16 protein-coding genes and 1 rRNA gene are annotated in these 19,422 nt (G+C 51.3%); 6 read left to right on the top strand and 11 right to left on the bottom strand.

What is annotated here, in order from left to right:
- Positions 1-3 precede the first annotated feature (3 nt).
- Together rrf and JI741_RS32085 are read left to right on the top strand one after the other, a co-directional pair.
- Positions 4-115, top strand: a 5S ribosomal RNA gene (gene rrf, locus JI741_RS32090).
- 339 nt (positions 116-454) lie between these two features.
- A complete protein-coding gene (locus JI741_RS32085; RefSeq protein ID WP_202016646.1) occupies positions 455-3,151 on the top strand; it encodes a DUF3352 domain-containing protein in 2,697 nt (898 codons plus the stop codon).
- Positions 3,152-3,153: 2 nt separating this feature from the next.
- Here the strand turns inward: JI741_RS32085 and bioA are convergent, their stop codons facing one another.
- The 6 genes from bioA to JI741_RS32055 all read right to left on the bottom strand — a co-directional run bounded on the left by bioA (position 3,154) and on the right by JI741_RS32055 (position 8,761).
- Positions 3,154-4,434, bottom strand: a complete 1,281-nt coding sequence (gene bioA / locus JI741_RS32080; protein WP_202016639.1) for an adenosylmethionine--8-amino-7-oxononanoate transaminase — start codon at positions 4,432-4,434, stop codon at positions 3,154-3,156.
- Positions 4,431-5,039, bottom strand: a complete 609-nt coding sequence (gene bioD / locus JI741_RS32075) for a dethiobiotin synthase (protein ID WP_202016635.1) — start codon at positions 5,037-5,039, stop codon at positions 4,431-4,433. Before bioD ends, bioA begins: the two co-directional genes overlap by 4 nt.
- A gap of 10 nt (positions 5,040-5,049) precedes the next feature.
- The gene (locus JI741_RS32070) at positions 5,050-6,195 is read right to left on the bottom strand and encodes an aminotransferase class I/II-fold pyridoxal phosphate-dependent enzyme (protein WP_202016634.1); all 1,146 of its coding nucleotides are present in this window, start codon (positions 6,193-6,195) and stop codon (positions 5,050-5,052) included.
- Positions 6,196-6,223: 28 nt separating this feature from the next.
- A complete protein-coding gene (locus tag JI741_RS32065) occupies positions 6,224-7,087 on the bottom strand; it encodes an SDR family oxidoreductase (protein ID WP_202016633.1) in 864 nt (287 codons plus the stop codon).
- Positions 7,088-7,151: 64 nt separating this feature from the next.
- On the bottom strand, positions 7,152-7,802 hold the full coding sequence (locus JI741_RS32060) for a hypothetical protein (protein ID WP_202016630.1): 651 nt from the start codon (positions 7,800-7,802) through the stop codon (positions 7,152-7,154).
- Between the two features lie 185 nt (positions 7,803-7,987).
- A complete protein-coding gene (locus tag JI741_RS32055) occupies positions 7,988-8,761 on the bottom strand; it encodes a 3-keto-disaccharide hydrolase (RefSeq protein WP_202016628.1) in 774 nt (257 codons plus the stop codon).
- Between the two features lie 214 nt (positions 8,762-8,975).
- On the opposite strand from JI741_RS32055, the gene JI741_RS32050 reads away from it, so the two are divergent.
- Positions 8,976-11,843, top strand: coding sequence for a T9SS type A sorting domain-containing protein (locus JI741_RS32050; RefSeq protein ID WP_202016627.1), 2,868 nt, complete (start codon positions 8,976-8,978; stop codon positions 11,841-11,843).
- Positions 11,844-11,848: 5 nt separating this feature from the next.
- Here the strand turns inward: JI741_RS32050 and JI741_RS32045 are convergent, their stop codons facing one another.
- The 3 genes from JI741_RS32045 to JI741_RS32035 form a co-directional block, all read right to left on the bottom strand.
- Entirely contained in the window at positions 11,849-13,660 is a 1,812-nt protein-coding gene (locus tag JI741_RS32045; protein ID WP_202016626.1) for a heparinase II/III domain-containing protein, read from the bottom strand.
- 621 nt (positions 13,661-14,281) lie between these two features.
- Complete coding sequence (locus JI741_RS32040) at positions 14,282-14,830, bottom strand: SRPBCC family protein (RefSeq protein WP_202016625.1); 549 nt, start codon at positions 14,828-14,830, stop codon at positions 14,282-14,284.
- 70 nt (positions 14,831-14,900) lie between these two features.
- Positions 14,901-15,323, bottom strand: a complete 423-nt coding sequence (locus JI741_RS32035; protein WP_202016623.1) for a VOC family protein — start codon at positions 15,321-15,323, stop codon at positions 14,901-14,903.
- A 112-nt stretch (positions 15,324-15,435) separates the two neighbouring features.
- On the opposite strand from JI741_RS32035, the gene JI741_RS32030 reads away from it, so the two are divergent.
- Complete coding sequence (locus JI741_RS32030) at positions 15,436-16,401, top strand: GlxA family transcriptional regulator (protein ID WP_202016622.1); 966 nt, start codon at positions 15,436-15,438, stop codon at positions 16,399-16,401.
- Between the two features lie 31 nt (positions 16,402-16,432).
- On the opposite strand, the gene JI741_RS32025 is transcribed toward JI741_RS32030, so the two are convergent.
- Together JI741_RS32025 and JI741_RS32020 are read right to left on the bottom strand one after the other, a co-directional pair.
- A complete protein-coding gene (locus JI741_RS32025; protein WP_202016621.1) occupies positions 16,433-16,948 on the bottom strand; it encodes a hypothetical protein in 516 nt (171 codons plus the stop codon).
- Between the two features lie 182 nt (positions 16,949-17,130).
- Positions 17,131-18,216 carry a hypothetical protein gene (locus JI741_RS32020; RefSeq protein WP_202016620.1) on the bottom strand — a complete coding sequence of 362 codons (1,086 nt, stop codon included), beginning with the start codon at positions 18,214-18,216 and terminating at the stop codon, positions 17,131-17,133.
- Between the two features lie 241 nt (positions 18,217-18,457).
- Here JI741_RS32020 and JI741_RS32015 point away from each other — a divergent pair, with 241 nt between their 5' ends.
- Positions 18,458-18,622, top strand: a complete 165-nt coding sequence (locus JI741_RS32015; protein ID WP_202016619.1) for a PLD nuclease N-terminal domain-containing protein — start codon at positions 18,458-18,460, stop codon at positions 18,620-18,622.
- 134 nt (positions 18,623-18,756) lie between these two features.
- A complete protein-coding gene (locus JI741_RS32010; RefSeq protein ID WP_202016618.1) occupies positions 18,757-19,422 on the top strand; it encodes a DUF2625 domain-containing protein in 666 nt (221 codons plus the stop codon).

The raw sequence follows: 19,422 nt of genomic DNA, 5'->3' as shown, positions 1-19,422 counted from the left end.
CCTTAAGGTGACTATAGCGGCGGGGATCACCTCTTCCCATTCCGAACAGAGCAGTTAAGCCCGCCAGCGCTGATGGTACTTGGATAACACCCGGGAGAGTAAGTCGTTGCCTATCTTTTATCAAAAGCCTTGTTGAGTAATCAACAAGGCTTTTTTGTTTTGAGACAAGCTCAGAACAACGGTTGCATGGAAACTTTCACGACGATCTTGGACTAACCACTTCCATCTCAGTAGCCCATCCCAAACGGCAAAAATCCCATTCTGCTTCCTTCGCGTGAAATGTCTATCTTTGAAAGTCGATAACCTCGACAAGGTTTTTAGTGTTAAAGGATTATGTCCCAGTGCTTACGGAACCAGCATCCCGCGTGGTTGCCCAAACCGTAGGATAGGGTCGGCGTCTTGGTGATTGATTTTTTGACGCCTATATTCAACTTTTGAAACGCTTCAGCAACCCGTGAAAAGACTTCCATTACTGATCACTATCGGAGTAACCCTGCTCTTGGCCGGAGGCTACTTTCTGTACGATACGTTTCTTCGAAAACCGGCGCCAAGTTCGTGGGACCTCGTTCCCACCGAAACCATCCTCGTCTATGAAGGCAGCCCCTGCGAAACCTGTGTGGATCAACTAACGCATTCGCCGGTTCTTAACATCATCAATAAAGCCGTTCTTCCATCCGAAACCGACTCACTGCGCAAGGTCACAGACTTTGTGCTGGGCCACATCACACCCGGCTCCCTCGTGTCGCTGCACGTGACCAAGAAAGACGATTTCGATTTTGTGTTTTACATCCCGGCCACACCCACGGTCGATCATGAATTCAACGCCATGCTCGACAGGCTCAAGAAATATAAGGGAGCTGTCGATCTTTCCGATCACGAGTATAGCGGCATTCGCATCTATGAGCTCTCTATGAAGGACCGCACGTTCTCCTGGATAAAACTAGATCATGTTTGGGTGAGCAGCTTTGCACCCATGCTTATCGAAGACGTGATCCGTACCTACAACTCCGATCAGAATTTTAAAACAAACCTGGGCACGATCTATCAACTTCCCAAGGTGAAAAGCGACGGAGGCAACATCTACCTGAATCTTAAAAACTTCACCCAATGGTTTTCGCTCTTCACCAACGACACTCCCTCGGCCATGGTGCAGCAATTCGGACATTCGGCGTTGCTGGATGTGAAGATCAACGACAACAACGATTTTGTTCTGAACGGCTTCAGTGTCGATAGTGCCAGTCATCCCAACTACATTTTGTCGTCGTTCAGCAGCCAGACACCTGTGCCGTTTACGCTGAAGCAATATGTGTCGAATCGCTCGCTCATGTTTGCCAGCTATGGCATCAGCGACGGCGCCAGCTTCACCCGCGACCTGGAAGCGTTTACGAAAAAGAACACCTTCATTCGCGACACACTTCAGCAGATAGCCCGATCGTTGAAAGTTGACGTCAGCAAACTCCGGAGCAATCTGTCGGGCGAACTGGGGGTTTGCTGGATGGAGTCGAAGGGCCAAACCACGTCGAAGATCCTGATCATCAACACAAAGAAAGGTGCCGACGAATGGATGAACGCGTTCAACTCGCTGTCGCAGCAACTCAGCGTCGATACTGTTTTTTATGAAAAGTATTCGGACTATGAAATCCGCGAGCTGCCCTTGTATAGATTCCCGGAGAAAATATTCTGGCCTCTGGTTTCCGGATTCAACACGAGCTACTACACCAGCCTGGGCAATGCCATCTTCATCGGCGAAGACCTGGAAGAGTTGAAACTTTTCCTGGAAGACATCGACAAGGAAGATACCTGGGGCAAGTCGGTTGCGCAAAACAAATTCCTGGAATCGACATTGCTTGAATCGAATGTTAGCTTATATGTGAACACGCCGCGGGTTTGGAACGTGCTCGAAAATTCGTTGCAACCCCGGTGGAAAAAATTTATTCAGCAAAACAAAACGCTGCTGAAGTCTCTTCAGATGGGCGCCGTTCAGTTCAGTCATTTGAACGACAGCTATTATACAAACGTGTCGTGGTCCTACAAGAAAGCACCGGGTGGCACTGCAGAGCGTCCGGAAGCGCCCGTGTCGACCGATAAGTATATCACCAACTTCAATCACGCGGTGGCGCGTGCGTTTGTGGTGAAGAGCCACGTAAACAAGAGCGATGAAGTGCTGGTGCAGGATTCGTCGCGACAAGTGAGCCTGGTTTCTCCGGAAGGAAAAGTTCTTTGGGCGCTACCAGTCGATGGTCCTATTTCAGGCGATGTTTTGCAGGTTGATTATTTCAACAACGGCAAGCTGCAATACTTCTTTGCCACACCGGGCATGCTTCACGTGGTGGACCGCCTGGGCAAATATGTTCAGCCGTTCCCGGTGAAGATCAAGGAACGCGACATCGAGTTTGTCAGCATTGTTGACTACGATCACAGCAAGAAATACAGATTCCTGGTAACCGGGCGTTCGGGCAACTTGTGGATGTTCGACAAGGATGGTAAAAACCTGGAAGGATGGCAACCGAAGAGCCTGGGCGAAACGTTATTCGCGTCGGCCAACCATCACCGTATCCGCGGCAAAGACTACATCGTAGCCATTCGCGAGGATGGCAATGTATACATCCTGAATCGTCGTGGAGAAGTGCAGAAAGGTTTCCCGCTTAATCTGAATGCAAGACCCGCCGGCGACTACTATCTCGAGTCGGGCAGCAGCAAAGACAACACCTATTTTGTGGTTATTTCGCGCGACGGTTTCCGCATCAAGTTCACCCTCGACGGCAAGATTCATAGCCGCGAAACGCTGCTGAAGAACACGGTGGATGCGCAGTTCAGGTTGGTGCGCGAGAAAGACTTTAAAGACTATCTGATCGTGCGTCAGGAAACCAAACAGCTCACGGTATTTGACGAAGACCTGAAGGAAATCGTGGTGAGTGATTTCATCGCCAACAGCAACACCGTCATCAACTACCTCAACTTTGGTGGCGGCAAGTCCTATATTTCCGTCACCGACACGGGTCAGGAATTGTCGTTTGTGTATGACGGCCAGGGCAAGTTCATCACCACCGTTCCCATTGAGAGCAACTTTGTGGCCGTGCGCCCGCTTGACTTTGACAAGGTTCTTGTGTTCTCGGCATTAGGGCGAGCGCTCACCATTAAACCGCTCTAAGCTCAATTCACATGCGCGTCCAGAAATAGTTCGATGCAGTCGTAAATCTTCCGAAGTTCTTCCACTTTAATCACATAAGGTGGCAATACATAGATTGTATTGCCCAATGGACGCAACAAGATATTTCGTTCCAGGAAGAATGGATATATTCTTTTGCGTAGAGCATTCGCATACGAACTGCCTTCGGGAGTTTTGATTTCTATGGCGAGTATCGTGCCCAGGCTTCTGGCTACTTTCACATTCCTATGATTGGCAATTTTTGATTTGAAGGCCGCGTGTTCGCGCGCAATGGTGTTGATCTGTTCCTGGCATTCATCTTTCATCAGCAAGGCGAAGCTGGCATTGGCCGCGGCGCATGCCAGGGGGTTGGCGGTGTAGGAATGTCCATGAAAAAAAGTCTTCATGAAATCGGCTGACTGAAAGGCAGCGACAATTTTTTCGGAACAACTGGTCACGCCCAGCGCCATGGAACCGCCCGTGATGCCTTTTGAAACCGCCATGATGTCGGGCGCATGCGAGAGATAATGCGAAGCGAAAAGTTTGCCCGTGCGACCAAACCCGGTAAACACTTCGTCGGCAATGCAGAGCACGTTGTGGTGTTGTGCCTCGCCGATCAATTGGTTCAGGATGGTGGCATCATACATGCGCATGCCGCCAGCGCCTTGCACCAGCGGTTCGAAGATGAACGCCGCCACATCGCCACCGGCCACCAGGTTTTGAAATTGCGTTACAACCGCTTCTGCATTCTCTGCATCGGGAAAGGGAATGTGGATCACATCAAATAAAAACGGCGCGAACGGGTCTGTAAACATTCCGCGCTCACCAACCGACATCGATCCAAACGTGTCGCCGTGATAGGCGCCATCGAGGGCAATGACTTTTCGTTTTTGTATGCCCTGGTTGTGCCAGTACTGAAAAGCCATCTTCAGTCCCACTTCCACGGCGGTGCTGCCGTTGTCGGAATAAAATATTTTGGATTGATTGGAAGGCAGGATGCTCAGCAGGTTTTTGGCGAGCGCAATGGCCGGCTCGTGTGTGAACCCGGCAAAGATCACATGCTCCAACGTCAGCGCCTGTGCTGCGATGGCTTGCGCTATGTCTTTGTTGGCGTGCCCGTGCAGGTTCACCCACCACGATGAAACGGCGTCCATAATTTCACGGCCATCGTCGGTGTGCAGATAGATGCCTTGCGCCGAACGAATCAACACCGGCTCAATGCCGCCGGTGAGGGGGGTGAAGGGATGCCAGATATGATCTTTGTCGAGTTGAAGCAGGTTGTTCATGCCAGAGATGATTTCAATTGATGCGCATAGTGCCGAACCGTTTCGCGCGTGATGTTTTTTTCTTTGGATATGTTCAGCAGTCGTGGCCAGCCAGTGTGGTGCAGGATGATGCGCTCGCTTTCGGCATTGGTGTCGCCGTTAAAGATGATGCCTTTCACCGGCAGCTTTCGGTTGGTCAATGCTTCGCAGGTCAGCAGCGTGTGGTTGATGCTGCCCAGATACAGATCGGCCACGAGAATGATTTGCGAATGCAGGCGGCGCGCAATGTCGATCACAAAGTCGCGGTCGTTCAAAGGCACCAGGCATCCGCCGGCGCCTTCAATGATGAGTGTGTTCATGGTTTCGGGCAAGCGAAAGTTGTCGAGACTGATTTCAACGCCATCGATCTTTGCCGCGGCATGTGGTGAAGCTGGCGTTTGCAGCAGGTACGCTTCCGGGTGAATGCGCGTTGCCGTGTTGGAGATCAGCCCCTTCACGGTGTCGCTGTCTCTTGGCAAACCTGCCTGCACCGGCTTCCAGTAGTCTGCTTCAAGGGCTTCACATAAAATGGCGGAGACCAATGTCTTGCCGCTGTCGGTGTCGATGCCGGTGACAAAATAATTCATACAGTCAAAGTTAGCCGTTATTCATCACACCGGACAACGCCAGTGTTCGAAGTTCGTGTGTGAGACGCGCTATCTCTTCTTCCGTGTTGTAGACATGAAGGCAAATCCGGAGGCGCTCTGTTCCGGTTGGAACCGTGGGCGAAAGAATGGGCCGAACGTCAAATCCTTTCTGCTGCAGACTCAAGGCCACCTGTCGAACCACCTCATTGCCGGGAAAGATCACGGTTTGAATGGCGCTGTTGCTGAACGTTCGGTTCGGAAGATCGGCTACAGATTTTGTGTAAAGCATAATCCGCTCGCGCAGCATCGTTTGCAGAGGCATGTTTTGCTGAAGATAGTCGAACGCGCACGCCATGGTGGCCACGCTGTGATGCGATATCGCAGTGGTGTATATAAAGGGTCTGCTGAAATTAATCAGATAGTTGCGCAATCTTTTTGATCCGGCCACACACGCGCCATGTATGCCCATGGCTTTTCCGAACGTATAGATTCTGACACCTATTTTATCCTGAAGTCCGAGTGAAACGGCGAGGCCGTTTCCGTTGTGTCCCATCACACCGGTGCTGTGGGCTTCGTCGAGGATGATGATGGCGTTGTGTTTTTCGGCAAGTAAAGTCAGTTCGCGCAACGGGCATTCATCGCCATCCATGGAATAGATAGACTCCACGGCAATGAAGATCTGACCCTGGGCATTTTTTAATTTTTGCTCCAGGTCGTGAAGGTCATTGTGTTTGAAGTTTAATCGCTTGGCCAGGCTCAGGCGTGCGCCGTCTTTCATGCTGGCGTGTGCCAGTTCATCGTAGAGAATAGTGTCGCCACGTTGGGGTAGTGAAGAAAGGACGGCAAGGTTGGCGTTGTAGCCGGCGGCGAACAAGAGTGTTGTTTCGCTTTTGAAGATTGTCGCCAGTTTTTTTTCAAGCGCTTCGTGTGCTGCTGAGTTTCCGGATAGCAATCGTGATCCGGTGGATCCGTTGGGTTGGGGTGAACTGGTGTGTGCGAGAATGGATTCGAAGAGTTCCGGCGATCGCGACAGTCCCAGGTAGTCGTTCGAGGTGAAATCAACCAGTCCGGGTCTGGCGATCTTCAGTGTTCGTTCCAGGCCTTTGTCGCGGCGTTCGGCCAGGCGTTTTTCGAGCAACGGATCCAATGATTCCATAGCTCAAAAATAACACACGGCGTCCATGCTATTGCCCCTTGCCGCGGCTTTTCTCCAGCTGGTCCCACAGGGCTTCGGGAATGAGCTCCAGGTGACTGAACTCGCCACCGCTGCGCAGCCACTCGCCACCGTCGATGGTGATCACTTCGCCGTTGATGTAGGCTGAGTAGTCAGACATGAGGTAGGCGGCAAGGTTTGCAAGTTCCTGGTGTTCGCCCACGCGCTTCAGGGGAACGCGTTCTACGGGATCGAATTTTTTCACGAGATCGCCAGGAAGCAAGCGACTCCACGCACCTTCTGTGGGGAAAGGCCCCGGCGCAATGGCATTGCTTCTGATCTTATACTTGGCCCACTCCACCGCCAGCGAACGGGTCAGAGCCAGCACACCGGCTTTGCTGCAGGCCGAGGGCACCACATAGCCCGAGCCGGTCCAGGCATAGGTGGTCACGATGTTCAGAAATGTGCCGGGTTGTTTGTTGGCAATCCAATGTTTTCCTGCGGCAAGTGTGGTGTAGTATGTGCCCTTCAACACAATGTCTACCACGATGTCGAAGGCGCGGTGCGAAAGGCGTTCGGTTGGACTGATGAAGTTGCCGGCGGCGTTGTTGAGAATGCCGTGAATTTGTCCGAAGGTGGTTTCGGTTTGGCGGATCATGTTTTCGATCTCTTCATACTTGCGCACATCGCAGGCCACGGCCAGCACTTTTCCACCCGTGGCAGTCATCAGTTCGTCGGCGGTTTTTTGCAACACTTCCAACTTTCGGCTGGTGATGACGAGGTTGGCACCCAACTCAAGAAAATACTTGCCCATCGATTTTCCGAGGCCCGTTCCGCCGCCGGTGATGATGATGGTTTTACCTTTCAATGTATCGGGTTTCAACATGCCTTCCATAGTGTTGTGTTTGGTATGGTCAAAGCAAGTTCAGCTATTTTGAAAAGCTATGCAAATGGCGTGACTAGGAGAACGGATCCCTTTTAAAGAGCGCGCGAAGGACATCGGGCGATAAAAGCCGTATGCGTTCAAGCAGGATGTCGCGGGTTTCGTGTTGCTTGTATTTTGCCATTTTTTCGCAAGACAAATTATGATAGGGCAAATAGGTGTTCATGATGCTGAGCTCGTGATTCATGAATGTTTGCCCCAGGGCCACGCCTCCCTGAACGGCTTTGACAATTGGAATTGCTGTGAGGGAGGTGTCTTCTTCAATGACATAGAATTCGTTGCCCGAGGCGCCAAAGAAAAATTGTTCAGCTGCAATTTCAGGGTCCAGTTTTTTATGGAAGTAGCGTGAGGAGAAACGCTTGAAGAGATGCGTGCGGTGCACGGTCACCCAGTTGTTGTCGTCGATTCGCGCAAAGTGAAGACCCTGGTTGTCGCGAAACCAGGTGCCCAAGATGAACCGGCCCTTGAAGGCGTTGATGATGTAGAGCCGGAAGTCCAGTTGGCCTGGGCTGATCCAATGCACCACATCACGTTTTTCGTCGCGCCCGACCATGTGCTGAAGCGTGGCGTCGACCACCTGACGAATACGTTCTTTGTCCCAGAGCACTTCATCCCGAAGTCTGCGGGCAACTTCCTGATAGCGGAAGGGGTAATTGTGTAAGGTCATGACCAGTTTTTGGTCGTGCCCTAACAAACCCGGGTCCAGTACGCAATCTGCCTAAAAGCGCTGAAAACGACATTTTTCAAGAACTAGCCAACGATATTTCGTCGGCGCCAACGAAATATCGTTGGCTTCAGAGTGTTAATTCGTTCACCGGGGCGTTTTCCGAAGGCTAGCGTCTAGCGGCCAGGCTAATATTCCAGCAATTCGATTTTTCGGAAGTCAATGGGATGGCTGTTGGATTGCAGGGAGATGTAGCCCGCTTTCACCCGGTCGTCGTTGTCTACCACCAGGGTTTTGGCGATTTCGTTGCCCAGGTCGTAGCGCGGGTTTTCGAATTGGAGAATTTCGTCGCCGTTCACAAAGTGTTTGATCTTGCCGTCGCGGATATCGATTTCAAGGGTTATCCATTCGTCGCCGTGAAAGGTTCGTTTCACCGTAGGCTCGGTGCAAAACGAAGCGTTCCGTTTTCCGTCAATTTGCACGTATGTTCCATTGGCACATAGCTCACCCGTTGGACGGTCCTCTTTTCCGTTGCCGCCATGCAGATTGTATTCCAGGCAAACCGGAAAAGGCTGCGTCAATCCCAGGGACGTTGGCGCCTGGCTGTGATATTGCACACCGCTGTCGCGGAAGCCCCACGGAGGAGCACCCGGCGCGGTTTCTCCCACAAAACGATATTCCATTTTAAGCCGATAGTTGCTTAGTTTCTTGTCGTAATACAAAGCACCGAATGTGTTGTCAAAACTTTTGTATTGATCGTAGCGGATGCTCAGAATTCCATTCTCCACGCGAAACGTGTTGCCGAAATTTTCACCGAGTGGATGGCCCACGATTTTCATTTTCCAGCCGTCCAGGTTTTTTCCATTAAACAGGCTTGTCCATTTCGCTGGTCGAACGGGTTCCGGCCGAAACGAAAACAGCGCGATGGGAATGAGCAGCAGGAGGATTTTTCGTATTGACATAGGGGTGAGGGCGTTTTTGAGTGATGAAGTAAGATACTAAAGATTGTCGTGTCATGCTTGCAGGTTTAGGATGGATGGCGGCCAGTTACCTTCGTTGACCACCAGATTCTCTGCCGTGAAAGACTTTTTTTACACTGCAATTCTTTTGCAGTGGCGCGGCCTATACTGCAACAGCTTTCTCACGGTGCATTTTCCCGCGGGAAAGAGTTTTCCTATGAAGCACATACCAAGCAACCCCATTCTCCCGTCGATGTTGCTGGCCCTGATGTTCGCCAACGTCACGCCACCGGTGCTGGCCGTACCCTTCACCCCCGACGCGTTCTTTGGTGTTTTGCAAGCCACCTATTGCCCACACGACCGTGTGTATGAGATCACCATGCTGGAACCCCGGGATGCCGTGGGCCCACTCCAGCGGCGTGGTGAGGCGTATAAGGTTCTATATAATTTCCCCATCCAGATCGTGGGCGCAAGGGGAACCTACTCAGGGTCGCGGGAGTCGGAGGGGTTCACCGTTCTTGGCAATACATTCCGACTCAATCCAAATCTACTGAGTCAAACCGGAGGCCCCGGCAGATACTTCATTTCCATCACTTACGACAAAAACACGATTGAATATGATCCCTCAGTCCCCGGAGGCGAAAGGGTGGTGAACTCGGTTCAGATAACCTTACAATTCCCTTTCGATGTGCTGGCCAGTCCGGTGTCGTTTCACTTTCGCGACACCAATCATGTGGATGCGTCTGTGCTGTGCAGCAACGATCCCGTGCTGGAGTTGCAAGCATCACCGGCCGGAGGTGATTTTCGTGTGAACGGTCAGCTTTCCGGGCTGAGTTTTGTCGGCACTAAAGTTCTTCTCAATCCTCAAATCATCGGGAACACAAATGTAGTGACCTACACCATTGGAACGGGTACATGCGCCACGCTTGAAGCCGAACTCACGGTGTTGTCTATTCCCCAACTGTCATTTTCTATTCGCGAGGGGTGCGTTGGTGAAGATCTGGGGTTCAATATCAGCATTCAACCGTCAACCCAGTCCGTAGACGAATACGCATGGGAATTTGGCGATGGGCCGGCCCAAAGCCCTGTGCTATGGCCACAAGTGCAGCCAGACAAGCATGCCTATCGCCATGTGGGATATTATACCGTGAAACTAAATTATAATAAAAGTTTTCGCCTTCGCCCCGATGAGTTCAAGACCTGTGTCGGTGCATTTGAAAGCGGGCTGGTGGTTAAGGAAGCCCCGGTCATTGACTTCAAATGGGAAAATGTGTGCAACGATCAGCCTACTGTTTTTCAGGGTGCCATCGCGGGCCTGAATACGGCAAACGTAAAAGATATTCTGTGGGACTTCGATGGCAACGGATACCGGGCGGCGAACCCGGAAACCGAATTTCAGTATCCCGTTGCGGGAGACTATCCAGTGAAGTTTAAAGTCACGGCCGACAATGATTGTTATAGCGAGAAAGTAAAAACCGTTTACAAGGTTCACGCCTTAAGCACGGCCAGCATCCCCTATACCGAAACATTTGATGCCGGCGCCAACGGATGGATAACCGAAGTGTCGGATGCTTCGTTGGCACCGTCGTCGTGGCAATGGGGAATGCCCGTTGGGTTTGTGTTGAACGGCGATGCTTCGGGTGTTGGTAAGGCCTGGTTCACAAACGCATCGAAAGTACCAAACCTGCACTATGCGCTCAATGAAAAATCGTGGGTGCATAGTCCCTGCTTCGACCTTAGCAATATGAAGAGTCCCGTGCTGGGGTTAAACATCCGGAGCCTTTTGCAGGAGCAACTCGATGGCGTGGTCATTCAGTTGGATTCCAGCAATCAGCCCTTTAACGACCCGGAGTGGGTCACGGTCGGGCAAACAGACCAGGCGTTGGGATGGTATGATCACCGGGGCATTCCCGGCAACCCGGGCAGCCAGGTGTTGAATCAATATGGCTGGTCAGGCAACGGCGATGCAGTCGGGTGGCGAACATCGGCCATACCGTTAGAAAATTATTTGCCTGTGCTTCCCGGGAATCGAAGGCACGTGCGCTTTCGTGTGGCCTTGGGCAGTCAGGACTCCAACCTGAACCTTCCGCGCGACGGCTTCAGCTTCGACAATTTTACGTTGGCCGAACGCGATCGTGTGGTGATGCTGGAATGGTTCACCAACATTTCGCTTGACGCCGACAACAACCTGTTCAACACATTTTCTTTGCAGGGCGCAACCGCTGCTTTGCGACCCGGAATGACACGGCTCGAGTATCATCTGAATGCACCCACCGCCGATCCCCTGAATGATAAGAACCCAAGCGTCCATCATGCGCGTGCGGCCTACTATGGCGTGACCGATGCGTTGCCACAACTGGTGTTGGATGGCGGACCGATTGCCAATCCTTTTCAGGCACCGGCTCAGCATGAATTCGATGATCACACACTGGAATTTTCGAAAGTCACGTTTGGTGCCATCTCGGTACAACAGCGGGTTGATGGTGCCGTTGACGTCGTTGTGCCCTACACCATTCATCAGCATGTTTCCCGGCACACCATGATTCGGATTGTGGTGGCGGAAAAGAAAGTGGATGTAGAGAACCATAGCTATTATTATGTGGTGCGTGAGATGTTGCCCGATGCTGTCGGCACAGCCGTGGTGTTGCAGAACACGCTTCCCGTTTCGTCGCAATCGAGTGTAGTGTGGACGCCCGATGCGCGCAGGTTTGACGATGCGGGTGCCCTAACATTGATCGCCTTTGTGCAGGACGACGACACACGGCAAATTTATCAGTCGACTATGTATGACAATGTTCGTATCAGACCGGTCACCATCACGGCAACGGAAACGCTGGAAGGCGCATTCAAGGTCTATCCTAACCCTGCCGATGCAGGTGTGATCGTTCAGGCAAATGAGGCGACCGTCACATTCAAACTATGGGATGTGATGGGGCGCGAGTTTCCGGCTGCGGCCACAGCGTTTGCCCCGAACCTTTATCGTATCGAAACGGCCACGCTTCCCGACGGCCTTTATCTGCTGTCAACGATCGCCGGGAAGCAAACGGTCGTCATGAAAGTGGTGGTGAAGCATGCCGTTCGCTGACAAACTCAGGGTTGCGGAATGAGTTTTACTTGCAACGTGTTTTTTTGATGACTGTCCATCCGGGTTTCGAAGCCAACGCGAGTCACGCCCGGGTTTGGAGCATCGTAGGAATGCGTGGGTTCGGCCGACCAGATCTTCAAGTCAATTTTTGTGGCAGACTCCACCACGATGTGAAGTTTTTTTCCTCCCGAGGTAAGCACGATGGTGTTCGGGTTCAGGATGGACGGCGTGGCGGCCGTCACCAGCGTCCACCGGATGGTGGCGGGTGCGTCGCCGGTTTGTAAAATATCTTTCACCAGAAGAAATTTCTCCTGCACGATAACCGCTTCGCGTGTGCACTTTTCAAGGTCGTCTTTGAAGATGGTGGTGAGATCGAACGCGGCCCCTAATGTGTCGGGTTTGGTAAACGCTTTGGTGAGCAGCGCGAAGCCGTCGACGCGGTGAAGTTTATCGTTCAGGGTGAGGGTGTTGTGCGCAAAATTGTTGTACCGAAAAACCTCCCACCGTTGACTCTGTTGACTTCTGTTCCAAAGGTCTACGCCTTCTTTTTCGAGCGAATAATATTCTTGAAGTCCCAGGTCCATGGCCCAACGCACGCCGAGGGCATCGAACACAAACGAGCCGGCATCCATGTGTGCATGGTTGGTGTGGGCACTGCCGCCCTTCACGCCCAGGTAGAGGCCTTCTCCGGCATTCCAGTTTGTGCGCACCAGCGCGACGGGCGTCACTCCTTTGCCGATCCACACCTTCGATGCCGGAGCATGAACGGCTTTGGGCGTTGTGTGAATGCCAAAGATGACCATGCAGGGAAGAAGACGATTTTCGCCCACGCTCAATTCGGGCCGTTGCAAGTATTGCCGTTCCACCCAAAGCAAAGACGGGTCTTTTAGTTTGAACGCGAACCATGACATCATAACGTTCGCCTGGCCAGGCTCGCGCGCGTCAGAAAAATTGAAGCTGGCTCCGGTGGGTCCGGTCATGTATTCCATATAGCGCGCCGATTCGAGGAAGCCGGGCATGGCCGACAATCCTTTGTCGGTGCCGAAGGCCGATTCGATGCCGGCATTCAACATCACCTGAAAGCCGGTGCCATAGCCCCAATAGTTATAACCTTCCGGGTATGCGCCGTCGGGTGCGTAGGCGTGCATCGGCAGCACGATGGTTTTCATACACCGTTCGAGCATTTCGATGGCGGCAACTTTTTCGTCTTCAAACACGGCCATGGCGCCATAGGCAATGCCGGCGTTGCACACCTGGTTCCAGTTGTGATCGGCCTTTAGCCAGCTGTTGTAGCGCTGGTCGCGCGAGGGATCAAAACCCTTTGCGACGATGGCCTGCCGGATGATTTGCTTTGAACTTGGTTGGAGCACATCAAAGAGCCAGTCGTAGCCGATGGCGACGGCCATGGTCATTTCACCCACGTCGAGGAAGTGTGCGGGATTCCAGTCGCTGAAGGCCGACACCGTTAACATTTCCTGTTCGGCACGTTGTGCATATCGTTTGTCTTTGGTCATGCGATAGGCATACGACAGATAGAAAATGCGTTTGAGGGCGCTGCGCGAAACGTCAAGAAGACGCTTGCCTTCCAGCTTGCGTTCGAGGGGAGCTTCGCTCAAAAACTTGTCGCAGTTTTTCAGAATGTGGTCGTGCACGCGTTGAAGTTCCGGGTGTGCCGAGATCTTTTTCAACAGCCCGGCTTCTTCACCTTTTTTTAAAAGCAACCGTGGATGTGATTCTATTTTGCCATAGTCGAATGTTTGTGCGCGAAGGGCGAGCGTCACAAAAAGCGTGAGCGACAGGAGTATGATCTTTTTCATGCGAACAGGATAATCATTGAATCTATGACGCCGAATGTCATGCCTCAACCTGAAATCAGCCGGAGAAACGTAGGTAAGGTTTGTATGAACAATAAAGTGATTTTTATCGGTATAGGGAAGAAGGATTGCGAATGCGGTCTGTTTGGTGGGGTGTTTTTTCCACATCCCCCTGACTTAAAGCCGGTCATTTAGCCCTGGCAAGTAAGATTTTGAACCAAATGAATTGCTTTCCGGGGTAATTCGGGCTGAATTGGGGTGGACTTCCCGGAATTGGCGGGTGGGCATTGGGTTGTGCGAGAGGTATTTGCCCGAAGGATTTTGTTTCTGAAAGATGCCCTGACGCAAGTAGGAAAATCGATCGATTGGAAAGCTTTACGTCAACCTAATCCAACATCTTTGAGACAAGTTTAGTGAAGGCCAAGGGGCCAGGTTGTTTGAGTAACTGGATAGACAAAAAAATTCATTCCGCCGTGCAATGCGTGGGCATTGCAACTTTTTCTCGGCAAATGGTCAAAGAGAGGTCAAGGGGATCTCTCTTTTGATTTTTTTCAACACGACATTTAATCAAAAGTATGAAGGCAGCGCAACCGACTTGAGCAACGGCGGCGCTGTTTTTTTTTACTACCGACGCTCCAACACCGCCTTCAAATTTCCCAGGCTTAGGTCGAGGTCTTTTCCCAGGAAATTTTCGATGTTCATAAACACCATCATGGCATTCATGGGGAAGGGCATTTGGCTGGCGAAGGTCCATTTCACCTGCGTGTGTCCCTGGCCATTGCCGGGAAGTTCTTTGGTGAAGAGTGAGGCTTGTGCCACCCCTTTGAAGGGTTTGAGAAAGCGGATCTCCATGTCGATGGATTCGTTGGGTACAATGCGTTTGATTTCCTGCGCGCCAGCACTCTTGCGATCGTCCCATGTGTAAACAAATCCTGGCGCGCCGTCTGTGCCGGTGAAGGTGGTCTTTTTATCGGGCAGCTCCATCACCCATTTGCTGTAGTGATCCTGGTTCTTCAGGTGCTTCAAATAGTCGAACACTTCCTGACGGGGTTTGTCAATGGAAATCTCTCGCGCCACAGTGTACTTCTTTTTTGAAAACGCCGCGATGAGCAGGAAGAGAGCAACAAGGCCACCGACGATGGCCAGGATGATGAGGATGATGTTGAGTATCATAAATGTTTATAGAGTTTGTATGTCTTGTCGAAGTGTAGGGAAGCAGTGATTTTATTTCGATGGCGAATGCTTACGAAGCGTTAAAGCTCAACATCCAATGCACACCGAACCGGTCGCTGAACATGCCAAAGTATGCTCCCCAGAAAGTTGTGTTCAATGGCATTTCCACTTTGCCGCCGCGCGACAGGCTTTCAAAAATGCGTTCCGTTTCGGCTTCGCTTTCGGTGTGCAGGCAGATGTGAAAATTGTTGCCCAGCACTAGGTGCTGATCCATCGACGACAGATAGTCGGTGGCCATGAGCGTGAAATTTGCGTTGACCGTGAGCGATGCGTGAATGATTTTCTCCTGATCCTCAGCCGGTATTTTTTCGCTTCCGGGCACATCTCGGAAACGATGAAAGATGGTGAACTCACCGCCCAGCACGGACTTGTAGAATGTCATGGCCTCTTCGGTGTTGCCCATAAAATGGAGGTAGGGGGTAGTGCTTAGCATGTGTTCTTTTTTTGATAGATCAAAGGTATTGGCAGACGATGACACACGTGAAGTGTAATTGCGACAATCTTAGGTGGGTGATTGCGACAAAATTTTCGCCTACGTTTGTGACATGATAACCATTTCCATACTCGCGCTCCGAAATTCCGTGATGGCCTCCATCGCCGACACGCGAAACGTGTTTTCGATGGTGAATGCATTTCTGGCGCAGGCGCAAAAGCCGGCGCTATTTAATATTCAACTGGTTGGCCTTGGCCCCGAGGTGACGTTGAACGATGGCTTGTTTTCCATTCATCCCGACCTCACCCTCGACCGGGTAACAAAAACCGATCTGATCATTATCCCCTCGCTCACCGGCGACATGATGAGTGCCACACACGTGAATCGTGACTATGCACATTGGGTTGCGCAACAATACAAGAACGGCGTGGAAGTGGCCAGCCTTTGTGCGGGCGCGTTTCTCCTGGCGTTCTCAGGCGTGTTGAAAGGGAAACAATGCACAACCCACTGGTTGTATGCAAATGAATTCAGACACTTCTATCCATCGGTGAAACTGGTGGACGAGAAAGTGATCACCGATCAGAACGGACTGTATTCCAGCGGCGGGTGTAATGCCTATTGGAATTTGCTGCTTCACCTCGTGGAGAAATATACAAACCGGGAGATGGCCATTCGCACGGCGAAATATTTTGTGATCGACCTCGACCGCACCATTCAATCGCCCTTCATTATTTTTCACGGGCTGAAAGATCACCACGACGATGTGATTCTAAAAGCACAGGCATTCGTGGAACAACACTATGCCGAGAAGTTAACGGTCGATGAAATTGCAGACCGCTTCAACTTGACGCGCCGCACCTTTGAGCGCAGGTTCAAGAAAGCCACGCGCCACACGGTGGTGGAGTATATTCAGCGGGTGAAAATTGAAGCCGTGAAAAAGCAGTTGGAGATCGGACGCAAGTCTATCACCGAGGTGATGCTTCAGGTGGGATATTCCGACACGCAAACCTTCCGCGATGTTTTTAAGCGCATCACGGGCATGACACCGGTTGACTATCGGAAAAAATACAATGCCTGATTAGGATTGAGGTGTATGCTGAATGCCGGAATCAATTGATCTTTCCGTCAGCCTTTAGCCGGCTAACGATGCGTTGGTCGAGACGTGGGTCCGCGATGTTGGATGGCACGCCGATCACAATCTCGTTGTCACTCAAATGGTCGAGTTCGGCATAGGGTTCTTCGATGTAAACCCAGCTTGGCGGAATGGAGGAGATGACACGCCATTTGAAACCAACATACACCGGAATTTTGTCGAGCGTGACCACGAACATGCGACCGCGCACGCCTGCTTCGTTCAGGGCAAGTGCGTCGTGCGAGATGTTTAGTGTGAGTTTGTGGGTGAGCCTGTCGTAGCGTTTCAGGTCGTTGTAGCGTAGCATGGGGGTGCTTTCCAGCTGCAACGTGTCGAAATTGATTTTGCTGTAGTCGATGGTCTCGTTTTGGGCATACGGTTTCACCGTGAGGTAGATCTCAAAGCCGCTTCCGATTTCAAATTGGGGCGCGCTGTCTTCCGTGCAGCCCATCGTGAGACCCACAACGATCAGGATGAGGATGGATGTTTTCATGGAGGGAGAGCTTTAGTTTCAAACGGCCGATCACCCGGCAAACGTGTGTGCGACAAAGGAAATATAGCAAGTTTTCTTTGTATAACCTGAACCGACCGCGCCATACATAACGCAAAAAAAGCGGTCACAAAAAAAGTCATCCGAACCGGATGACTTTTTAAAACCTGTAAATATTTCTGAAACTAGCCGTTCACTTCCAGGTCGTCGCGCAGGCCGTCCACTTCGTCAAGCACGGGCTTCAGCACGGTTTCGAGTTTTTCTTTTGTGCCGTCTGCATATTGCAGGTAGGCTACGGGCTTTTCGTTTTCTTCTACAAAAATGATGTCGCCCAGTTTATCGTTGTCGCTCTTCAGCGCAAGTTTCACGATGGCGTTCCAATCTACTTCAGCTTTGTTAGCAGCTTCCACGTCGATGGTGCCTTCAAGCTTCAGGTTGCGCACTTGCACAAAGCCGTCGATTTTCTTCAGGCTTTCTTCGGCTTTGCTGTCGTCTTTGTAGGTAGCGACCACTTGAGTCGACACCAGTGTGGTTTGGTCGCGCAGCAAGGCAATGTTCAATGATGAGGTCACGCTGTTGCTCACGTCAAATTTCACGGTCACGGTGAAGGGCTTGGCCAGCGCACTGATGTTGGCAGTGAGGGGGAAACCATAGTCGTCCCAGGTGGCGTTGAGGTCGAGACCGGCTTGCTTTACGTTGTCTACCAGGAGCGCTGCTTTCAGCACTTCGGGTTGGTAATAGTATTCCTGATTTTCTTCGTCGTATACTTCCACTTCGCTGTAGGCAGTCAGTTGAAGTTCGGCATTGTTGCTGGCAGAGCCTTCGGTAGGGAATTGGATTCGGATGATGTTTGCCTCGCCGGTTTTCGCGAACGTTTCAGACGCGCTGTCCCAACCATAGATGCCGGTGTTGGCGTCGAAGTCGAATGGTTCATCGCCTTGTGTGCGGCCTGTGGCGGCTTTGGTGGCAGTGAACACAGAACGGAATTCTTTTCCTTTGTCGCGGAAGAAATGTTTGGAGTTTTGAGCTGCTGCCCGACCAAACGGATCATCGGAAGCCGTGAGGGCGAAGAAATCTTTTACGGCCAGGAAACCTTGCGCGTCGGAAAGACCTTGCAGATCGGCTTTGGCATCGGTGTTAAATTTGGCAAGGGTGGTCTTGGCATCTTCCTTCGAGGGCTGGCTGACGTTGTCGTCGTCATTGCTGCAGGCCGACAGTCCAAGGAGTGCAGAGAAGGCAAAAATAGAGAGGGTTTTTTGGGTAAGGGTCATATTAAAATTATGATTTGTGGGTTTTGTTTTTACTTTCGTGTGTTGCTTTTTCTCCGGATATGCATATCGAAAACAATAGGGGCTTATACGGCGGGAGTAAAGCAAATGGTTACAAAAAGAATGAAATAATTTTCTAACGTGACCGCGACACGCTGTGTGACGAAAAGGTTGGAAAGTTTGATTTTGTAGCGCGAAACGCGGTAGATAAATGATGATCTGAAATCTTAAAATCAAACCATACATGGGACGCTTACTATCACTTCTCATTCTTGTGCTCGACGTCATTGTGATAGTCGACATCGTGAAAAGCAACAAGGACAACGAAAAGAAAATACTCTGGGTCATCGCCGTGGTGTTGTTGCCCGTGCTTGGCCCAGTGCTGTATTACGCCATTGGAAGGAAATAGCGTTGATCGTTGACTTTGTGTCATCACACTTTCTTGCGCAAAGATATCGTCATGAAATCTTGTCGACCTCGCTGGTAACAGGGATGGTAGTGTAGTATGTTTTGGTTTGAAACTTTTCAAGCAACCTAACCTCCATGCGTTCCGTAAGTGAACTGATTGACAACGATGATCCAGCCTGGCCGGTGGTGATGGAGTGGATCGCGTCTGCCAAAAACAGCGTTGTGATTTTGCCGGCCGATCCTGTGCGCGCAGAAGATGCACTCTATAAAATTCAGGTAACCACACGCTCGCCCATGGGCAGCATTGTTTACAAAACAGGCGGTCTTCTGGTCGACGATGGATGGATCAGAATTCTGGGATCGGGCAGCATCCAACTCCCGCGCACACTTCCCGATTGGAACAACAACACGATTCTTCACAACGACGATCAGCCACCAGGATTGCTTTTAATAGCCGACGATGCCATTGGTGGATTTTTTATTTTGAACGGCGGTCGTCTTGGCGATGATCGCGGGCATGTCTATTATCTGTCGCCCGCCACGTTGGAGTTTGAACCACTAAGCATAACATATTCAGAATTTCTCAACTTCTGTTTTCAAGCCGACCTCGCCGAATTTTATGAAGGACTGCGTTGGGAAAACTGGCGGGAGGAAGTGAAACACCTTGCGGGCGATCGCGTGTTTAGCTTCTATCCATTTTTGTGGACGGCCGAAGGCAGGAACATGGCGGCGTTGTCGCGCACCACAATTCCCATTGAAGAACACTTTAGATTGATGTGGGGTATGAATGATCCGCAGTAG

It is taken from the genome of Chryseolinea lacunae (genome assembly GCF_016735595.1).
Taxonomy (GTDB): Bacteria; Bacteroidota; Bacteroidia; order Cytophagales; family Cyclobacteriaceae; genus Chryseolinea; species Chryseolinea lacunae.
Note: the sequence above shows the minus strand (reverse complement) of the source record. Positions and strands in the feature narration are given on the sequence as shown.